Origin of the sequence: Streptomyces sp. NPDC059456 (genome assembly GCF_042750055.1) — a bacterium.
GTDB lineage: Bacteria > Actinomycetota > Actinomycetes > Streptomycetales > Streptomycetaceae > Streptomyces.
On record NZ_JBHYVA010000362.1, the window covers coordinates 1 to 8,373 of the forward strand.

Genomic DNA, 8,373 nt, shown 5'->3' on the forward strand with positions numbered 1-8,373 from the left:
CGCCGTCCAGGCCGGCGCGATCCGAATTCTCGGTGAAGACGGTGGGGCGGGTGCCCGCGAGGCGGACCCGGCGGCGCCGCCCGGGGCCCGTCACCGGGTGCTCCGGACGGCGTTGGGGGCGGAGTCGGTGACGGCGTCCGTGACGGAGTCGGTGACGGCCTTGGGGGCGGAGTCGGTGAGGGCGTTCGTGGCGGAGTCGGTGGGCGCGTTGGTGACGGCGTTGGTGACGGCCAGCATCCGTGCCCCCGTGGCGGTGCGGCTCTCCGCGGTCTGCGCCTGTACGAGGTGGAAGGAGGCCTCCGCCAGCAATCGGGCCGGCAGCGAGCCGGCGGTGGCGCTCGCCCCGCCGCCGGCCGCGACGCAGGCGGTGGCGGCCCGGCCGGCCAGCTCCAGGGCCGCCGCCCTGACGGCGAGCCGCTCGGTGGTCGCCTCGTGCGCCGGTACCTCGTCCATCAGCCGGTAGGCGGTGGTGCGCAGGGTGCTCGCCTCGGCGGCGATGCGCCGGCCCAGTTCGAGGTACTCGGGACCGTTTCCGGCACCGGTCAGGCAGGCGCAGGCGGCGGCGATCGTGCCGAACACGCCGGGATTGACGTTCGGCCGGCGTGCGGCGTCGGCGCGCCGCCAGCCGGCTCCCGGGTGCAGGGCGACCAGCCGGTCGGGGGCGACGGCGACGGCGTCCAGGCGCGCCGACACCGTGCCGGTGGCCGCCATGCTCCACAGCCGGTGCGGGCGCACGTCGGTGAGTCCGGCCCGTTCGTCGCAGTCCAGCAGGGCGAACAGGATCCGGTCGTCGGGGGTGAGCGCACCCACGAGGACGACGTCGGCGATCCCCCAGCCGGTCAGCCAGGCGAGGCGGCCGTGCAGCCGCCAGCCGTCCCCGTCACGGACGGCGGTGACGGCCGGCGGGCCGGGCCGGCGCAGGTGCGAGGTCGCCACGGCGGCGAGGACCCGGCCGCGGGTCATGGGGTCGAGCCAGCGCTCCCGGACCGCGGGGGCGGGTGAGGCCGCCACCTCGCGCAGCGGGTGGTGGTGCTGGGCGAAGACGCACCAGGTCGCGCCGTCCGCCGCGGCGATCGTTTCGGACACCGCGCGCTGTACCTGTGCCGGGGTGTGCGGTCCGGCGGGCCGGTACACCGCGGTGCCCAGGGCGCCCGCCGCGCCGAGGGCGTCCAGGTGGGAGCGCGGGACCTGCGACTCCGCGGTCGTGGCGGCGGCCGGGGCCAGCAGCGCCACGGCCAGGGCGCGGGTGCGGGCGACCACGGGGTCGGTGAGCGCGTCAGACGGTGGGTGCGGGGAGTCCGGCCGTACGGGGCCGGGCAGCGTGCCCGGCCGCACGGGCGCGCCGCCCGGACACACGGGTGCCACGAGTCCCGCGGGTGCCACGGGTGCCGCCGAGGAGGCGCCGGTCATCGGGGGTCCGCCGGTCCGCCGTCGGGGACGGCCAGCCAGCCGCTGCCGCCGGCCCTCCGGTAGGCGATGTGGGCGGGCCACGTGCGGTCCGCCCAGACCCCGTGGTTGTCCAGCACCAGCAGCGGCCGCTCCCGGTGCTCGTCGAGCAGCGAGAGGTACGGCTCCCCGCGGAACTCCGGATGGTCGGGCACGACGAGGACGGTGGACGCCTCCCGGAAGGCCCGGGCCAGATCGGTGGCGGCCGTGCCGGGTCCGAGCAGGGTGTCGATCTCCTCGGCGCCGTACATCGGGTCGTACACGCTGAACTCGGTTCCCAGCCGCCGCAGTTCCTCGGTGATCCGGACGGTGGGGCTGAGCGTGGCCACCTTGATGCCGCCCTTGTAGGCGACCCCGAGGACCAGCACCCGGCCCCGGGGCGCGACCGCCTCGGCGACGAGCCCGCGCATCGCCATGTCGGTGTCCACCGCCTCGCTGAGCAGGGAGAGCCGGGTGGCGTCGGCCGCGCCGCGCAGGAGGTAACGGCTGGAGAGCGGGATGCAGTAGCCGCCGGTGCCGAAGCTCGGGTGGAAGGTCCCGATGTTCCACTTGGTGCCGGCGAGGCGCAGCACCTCCACCATGTCGACGTGCGGGTAGGCCAGGGTGAGCTGGTTGGCGAGGGTGATCTCCACGTGGCGGTAGGCGTTCTCGACGCATTTGACGAGCTCGCCCTCGACGTGGCCGGGCGCGCGGTGCAGGGTGTCGCACATCAGTCCCAGCACGTCACGGGCGGCGTCGGCGGAGCGCTCCGCGACGCCGCAGTAGATTCGGTCGAGGTCGCGCAGGCCGTACCCCTCGGCGAGGAACCAGTCGCGGCGCGGGGCGAGGGCGATCAGCAGGTCGGTGTCGGGTTCGAGGCCGGCCGAGGTGACGAGGGGGAGCAGCAGGTCCTCGACCGTGCCCGGGGTCAGCGTCGACTCTATGATCACCAGCGGCGGGCGGTCCGGGCGCCGGGCCGCGGTGGCGGCGACGATGGCGGCGAACACCGCGACCAGCGCCCCGGCGAAGGGTTCCGCCTCGCGTTCGGTGGGCACGGCGATGAAGTGAACGGCGACGTCGTCGGCCAGTGCGCGGGCCTGGTCCGAGGTCACGTGGGCGGCGGGGCCGCCCGGGCCGGACGCGACGGCTCGCCGTTCCTCGGCCCGGACGGGGTCGATGTCGTACCCGACGACGGCGACGCCCTCGGCGCGCAGTGCTTCGACGGTGGACCATCCGATGTGGCCGAGGCCCCAGACGCAGGCCGTGGTGCGCCGGGCCAGCAGGTCGGCCCGGTGGTCGGGGCCGGCGGCGGGGAGGGTGGGCGCGGCCGTCCGGACGGGGACGGCGGACGGGGCGGGCGCGTCGGACGGGGCGGGCGCGTCGGACGGGGCGGGCGGTGCCCAGGACTTCTCGGTGGTCAGTGATGTCATGGCGGTGACTCCCTCGGTGTGGAGGGCCGCGCTCTCAGAGGAGCGGACGGCCGGGGGTGATGCGGTGTCGTACGAGGCGCAGCCCCTCGGCCGCGTCCAGCCCCACGGCGGCCCCCCGCGCCCGGTCGAACAGCGCGACGGCGGCGGTGTCCAGGGCCCGGAATCCCTGCCCGGGGTAGCGGTGGCAGGCCAGGGCCCGTGCTTTGCGGGCGAGTTGGTCCGCGGTGGGGACGTAGAGGTTGGGGACGAACTCCGCGTGGCGCACGGTGCGGTGTTCGTTGGGGCCGAACTGCGCGAGTGCGGCGTGCGGCCAGCGCCGGGAGGAGGCGATGACCGCGCGGGCGACGCGGACGTGGTCGCCGTGCGAGTCGCCGTCCCAGTGGCTGATGACGGTGTCGGGTGCGGTCCGCGCCACCAGGTCGTCGACGAGCCCGACCGCCCGGTACTCGGGGATGTCCTCGACCTGGTCGTGGCGGCCGTCGCCCAGCCAGTGCAGCCGGTGCCCGAGGATCCCGGCGGCGGCCTCGGCGGCCTCGATGCGCCGGGCGCGGCGTCCGGGGTCGCCGTCGCCGGGCGTCTCGGAGACGGTGAACAGGGCGACGGTCACCTCGGTGCCGTGGTCGGTGAGACGGGCGATGGTCCCGCCGAGCGCCAGTTCGGCGTCGTCGGGGTGGGCCGCGACGATGAGGACGTGGGTCACGTGGAGCCCTTGCGGCCGGTGGCGAGGGCGGCGTCGAAGGCCTTCAGGAAGGCGGTGAACTCCGCCGCGGCGGGGCCCCCCGCGCGTTGCAGCGCATCGGGCAGGCCGGGGCAGCGGTTGGCGAACACCGGGGCGCGCACCCCGGTGAGCACGGCGCCCCGCACGGGGACCTTGATCCAGGTGGACTGGTACATGTTCGCGCCGTCCAGGCGGGCGCCGCTGAGGTCCGACTGGCTGAAGCGGCTGTAGGCGCAGTTGGCGCCCCGCAGGTCGGCCTCCCTCAGGTCCGCGGCGATGTAGGCCTGGACCAGGGTGGCGCCCTCCAGCACGGCGCCGCGCAGGCTCATGGCGCGGGGCGGGTCTCCGGTGATCATGGCGCGGTAGAGGTTCGCGTTGCGCAGGTTCGCCCCGGTGAGCCGGACGTCGCGGGCCGTCAGGCAGCGCCCGGTGAAGCCGCACAGGTCCGCTCCCGTCAGGTCGCTCTCCACCACGTGCAGGTTCTCGCCGTGCCCGCCGCGCAGTACGGCGCCGCGCAGACTGCTGGAGGCGATCGATCCGCCGGTCAGGTGCGCCTCGGTGAGCAGCGTGCCGGGCAGGTCGCAGCGGCTGATCCGGACGCCGCTGAGGTCGGCGCGCGTCAGGTCGGCGCCGGTCAGTACGGTTTCGGTGAGGTCGGCTTCGCGGGCGGCGAGCCCCGCGGCGTTCACCCGGTCGGCCCGGACTTCGGACAGGCGCAGACCGGGCAGGGCGGCGTCGGCGAGCACCAGTCCGTCCGCGGAGGTGAGGCGCTGCAGCACCAGTCCCTTCCCGCTCGCGCCGCGCAGCGAGGTCTCGTGCAGGGCGGACTTGGTGATCGTGAGCTGGTCGACGAGGGCGCCGTCGAGGACGGCGTGGTCCAGCAGGCACTCGTTGACGAGCGCGCCCTGGAGGTTGGCGGTGCGGACGGAGCCGTCCGACAGGTCGCACTGGTAGAAGAACGAACCGGCCAGGTGGGCGCCGTCCAGGACGGTGCCGCGCATGCTGCATCCGTGGAACAGGGTGCCGGTGGCGTCCCGCAGGCCGGAGAGGTCGGCTCCGTCGAAGGTGCAGGTCTGTGCGGCGAGCGCGTGTACGTAGGCCGAGCGCAGGCTGGCGCCCTGGAGGTCGGTGCGTTCCATGCCGGGGCAGACCATGGAGACTTCGGAGAGGTCCGCCGAGACCAGCCGGGTGCTGTGCAGGACGGCCCGGTTCAGGGTGGCGCGGCGCAGGTCGGCTTCGCTCAGGTCGAGGCCGGTGAGGTCGGCCTCGGTCAGGTCGAGGCCCCGGCCGGTGGTGTCGATCAGGTGCTGGGTGGTCTCGGAGAGTTCCTTCAGCAGTGTGGTGCGGTCCGTGCCCCGTGCCTCGGCGAGACGGGTCACCAGGCCCAGGTGAGTGCTGTTGCTCATACGATCGCTCCTGCGTCGTGGTGGTGGATCAGTTCTCTGAGCCAGTCGGCCGCGGCCGGCTCGTTGCCGGGTCGGACCGGCTCGTGCTCCATGACCAGCGCCGCCGGCCGGGTGCGGCGCAGCAGGTCGGGGAGCAGTTCGGACAGGCCCATGAAGCCCTCGGCCGGGGTGCCTCCCCGGTCGGCGCTCTCGTGCCCGTACCGCGGGTAGCGCTCCGCGGTGGTCTCGTAGACGTGCATGCTGCGGATCCGGGGTCCGAAGAGGGCGGCGAAGCCGGCGGGTGCCCCGCTGTCCGCACCGAGCAGGTGGGCGTGGCCGAGATCGAGGCAGAGGCCGAGCTCGCCGTGGGCGGCCAGGGCCCGGTGGTACTGCTCGGGGGTGCGCAGCAGCGGGTGGGCGGAGAGGTTCTCGATCAGTACGGCGACGCCGTGCTCGCGGGCGAGTGCGGCCGTCGCGGACAGGAAGTCCCGGGACGCCTCCTCGAACCCCGCCTCCTCGTAGGGCGGATAGGGGCTGGGGAAGTGCACGACCACGTGGAGCGCGCCCAGGTCGGCCGCGCAGCGCACGGTGGCCTCGGTCAGCCTCAGGGCGGCCGCCGCTTCGCGGCGGTCCGGGCCGGTGGGCGCGAAGCGCCGGGGCGGGACCCCGTCGTGGGGGACGGGGGTGTGCAGGGCCGGGCGGATGCCGTGGTCGGCGCAGAACCGTGCGATGCGGGGCAGTGCCGTCGCGGGATATCCGTAGAACTCGACCACGTCGGGCCGGTAGGCGAGCAGGGCCTCGAAGTCGTCCCGGTCGGCCAGCACCGCCGTGGACACGCCCAGCAGGGTCACCGGGACGCCCCCGTCCCGGCCGAGGCCCCGGTCCCCGCCATGGCGGCGGCCAGCCGGGCGGCGGCGGCGCGGTCGGTCTTGCCGGTCCTGCCCAGCGGGAGTTCCGCCACGAAGTGGACGCGTTCGGGCACCTGGTACGGCTCCAGGTGGCGGCGGCCGTGGGCGCGCAGTTCCTCCTCGGTGGGGCTGGTGCCCGGGGCGGCGACGAACAGCAGGTGGACGCGTTCCCCGAGCATCGGGTCCGGGACGCCGACGGCCAGGCAGCCGGCGCCGTCCGGGTGCTGCGCGTACGGGCGCTCCACCTCGAGCGGCGCGATCTTGGCGCCGCCGCGGGAGATCAGCTGCTTCTTCCGGCCGACCAGTTCCACCATGCCGTCGGCGGGACGGACGGTGGCCAGGTCACCCGTGCGCAGCCAGTCGCCGTCCATCGCGGCACGCGTGGCGGCCGGGTCGTCGAGGTAGCCGGTCATCAGATGGGGGGTCCGCAGGCACAGTTCGCCGACGGTGCCGGGAACGGGGGGCCGGGGCGGCCCGTCGCCGGTGGCGATGCGGAACTCCACGCCCGGGCTCGGCCGGCCGATGGTGCCGGCCGCCGTCCCGTACTGGTCGGGGGTGAGGATGAAGTCGGAGGTCGAGGTCTCGCTGAGCCCGTAGACGTCGGCGATGCCGGAGCCGGGCAGTGCGGCGCGCAGCCGGCGGCCGAGCCCGGCGGGCAGCGGTTCCCCGCCGGTGATCCAGGTGCGGGGGCCCCCGGACGCCCGCAGCGCGGCGGACAGTTCGGCTCCCGTGCCGGGGGTGCTCAGCTCCCGGTCGATCAGGCGCAGCATGCTGGGCACCACCGCGATCCGGTCGGCCGGACGGGCGGCGAGGCGGCGCAGTACGTCCGGCGCGTCGAACCGGGGCAGCAGGTGCAGGGTGCCGCCGGTGGCCAGGGTCAGCAGGGAGGTCCACTGCCCGAACGTGAAGTTGAGCTGGAGGACCTGCAGGGCCTGGTCGCCGGGCCGGAACGGCAGCACCTCGGCGATGGCCCGCAGCTTGGCGGTCAGCGCCCGGTGCGACAGCACGACCCCCTTGGGGCGTCCCGTGGTTCCGGAGGTGAACGCCACCAGGGCCTGGTCCGCGTCGAGTTCACCGGGGACGCGAGCGGCTGCCGGGCCGAGCCCGCGGGTGCGGCCGCCGGCGGGGTGCGCGGTGTCCAGCACGAGGCGGGCGCCGGTGCGTTCGGCGGTCTCCCCCAGCACCGCGTCCGGGGTGCTCCGGTGGACCGGGACGACGATGCCCCGGGCCTGCCACACGGCGAGCTGGGCGGCGAGGTCGGCGTTCCGGTTGCCCACCCGGACCAGGACGGGCTCGGCCGCGCGGTGGCCGGCCGATGCCAGTTCGGCGCGCAGCGCCGCCGCCTCGGCCGCCAGTTCGGCGTAGGTCAGGGAGCCGGTGCCGTCGCCGAGCGCGAGCCGGTCGGCGAACCGGGCGCAGGCACGCGTCAGCAGGCCGTCGAGGCGTTCGTGGTCAGTGGACACTGCGGTGCTCCTTCCTGAGCGGGTGTCGGCCGGTGGCGGCGGACGGCGCGGGGGCCGGCCGTGCGATGGGGTGGCACTGGTGGTCGCGGAGGCGTCCTCCGCCGCGCAGGGCGGTGAGGAGCCGGTCCACGCCCAGGACGAGGCCGCCCAGGGGCGGCAGCCCGTGTTCCAGGGCTTCCAGGAAGCCCTCGTCGAGGACGGTGGCGCCGAGGCCCTGCTCGGCCCGGGTGGCGGCCTGGGCGGCGAAGCGGCGGCGTTGTTCCACCGGGTCGGTCAGCTCGCTGCACCCCTGGCCCACGTCCAGTCCGCCGATCACCAGGCTCCAGCTCTCCACGAGGGCGGGGTCGCGGCGGTGGGGGCGGGCGAGGATCGCGCCCTCGGCCGGGAAGTCGAAGACGAACGCCGGCCCGTGGAGCAGGGGTTCGGCCAGCTTCCGGTAGAGCAGCAGGGCCAGGGCGCCCGGGCCGGCTCCCGCCGGCGCCGCGATGCCGTGGCGCGCGGCGTGGCGGGCCAGGTCCTCGCGCGGGGTCGAACCGTCCACCGGCGCGCCGAGCGCCGAGCCGAGCAGGTCGTGGAAGCGGTGGCGGGCGAAGGACGGGGGCACCGGACCGGGTCCGGTCACGGCGCTCGCGACGGCGGCCACCAGCTTCTCGGCCAGCGCCGCGGCATCGCGGTAGTCGCTGCCGACGGCGTAGGCCTCGCAGACGGTGAACTCCGGGAAGTGCAGGGCGTCGGCGCCCTCGTTCCGGAAGATCCGGCCGATCTCGAAGATCTTGTCCATGCCGCCGACGACGAGCCGCTTGAGGTACATCTCGGCCGTGGCCCGCAGGTGCAGCGGTACGCCCCAGGCGTTCATGTGCGCCGTGAACGGGCGGGCCGTCCCGCCGGGGAGCGGGTGCAGCAACGGGGTGTCGGCCTCGGTGAACCCCCGCGCGTACAGGCCTTCGCGCAGCGCCCTGAGCGCCGCGCCCCGGGCGTGCGCGCGGGCTGTCTCGGCCGGGTCCAGCAGCATCTGCCGGTAGCGGTCCCGGTGCGGCGCGGGGC

7 protein-coding genes are annotated in these 8,373 nt (G+C 75.6%); all 7 read right to left on the minus strand.

From position 1 onward, the window contains the following. Positions 1-90: 90 nt before the first annotated feature. A complete protein-coding gene (locus tag ACFXA3_RS26735) occupies positions 91-1,410 on the minus strand; it encodes an acyl-CoA dehydrogenase (protein WP_385190860.1) in 1,320 nt (439 codons plus the stop codon). Further along, positions 1,407-2,855 (minus strand): UDP binding domain-containing protein, encoded by a 1,449-nt coding sequence (locus ACFXA3_RS26740; RefSeq protein WP_385190861.1) that lies wholly within the window; start codon positions 2,853-2,855, stop codon positions 1,407-1,409. The genes ACFXA3_RS26735 and ACFXA3_RS26740 overlap by 4 nt, the downstream gene beginning before the upstream one ends. Positions 2,856-2,889: 34 nt before the next feature. After that, entirely contained in the window at positions 2,890-3,555 is a 666-nt protein-coding gene (locus tag ACFXA3_RS26745) for a PIG-L deacetylase family protein (RefSeq protein WP_385190863.1), read from the minus strand. Beyond that, positions 3,552-4,979 (minus strand): pentapeptide repeat-containing protein, encoded by a 1,428-nt coding sequence (locus ACFXA3_RS26750; protein WP_385190864.1) that lies wholly within the window; start codon positions 4,977-4,979, stop codon positions 3,552-3,554. Before ACFXA3_RS26750 ends, ACFXA3_RS26745 begins: the two co-directional genes overlap by 4 nt. Next, complete coding sequence (locus ACFXA3_RS26755) at positions 4,976-5,794, minus strand: sugar phosphate isomerase/epimerase family protein (RefSeq protein ID WP_385190866.1); 819 nt, start codon at positions 5,792-5,794, stop codon at positions 4,976-4,978. The genes ACFXA3_RS26750 and ACFXA3_RS26755 overlap by 4 nt, the downstream gene beginning before the upstream one ends. 11 nt (positions 5,795-5,805) lie before the next feature. Continuing rightward, positions 5,806-7,329, minus strand: coding sequence for a class I adenylate-forming enzyme family protein (locus tag ACFXA3_RS26760; RefSeq protein WP_385190868.1), 1,524 nt, complete (start codon positions 7,327-7,329; stop codon positions 5,806-5,808). Further along, on the minus strand, positions 7,319-8,373 hold a 1,055-nt coding region (locus ACFXA3_RS26765), incomplete at its 5' end, for an amino acid--tRNA ligase-related protein (protein WP_385190869.1). The genes ACFXA3_RS26765 and ACFXA3_RS26760, both read right to left, overlap by 11 nt.

Coding starts and splice junctions, on each gene's coding strand:
- ACFXA3_RS26735 (WP_385190860.1), bottom strand. CDS start 1,410: ATGACCGGCGCCTCCTCGGCGGCACCCGTGGCACCCGCGGGACTCGTG.
- ACFXA3_RS26740 (WP_385190861.1), bottom strand. CDS start 2,855: ATGACATCACTGACCACCGAGAAGTCCTGGGCACCGCCCGCCCCGTCC.
- ACFXA3_RS26750 (WP_385190864.1), bottom strand. CDS start 4,979: ATGAGCAACAGCACTCACCTGGGCCTGGTGACCCGTCTCGCCGAGGCA.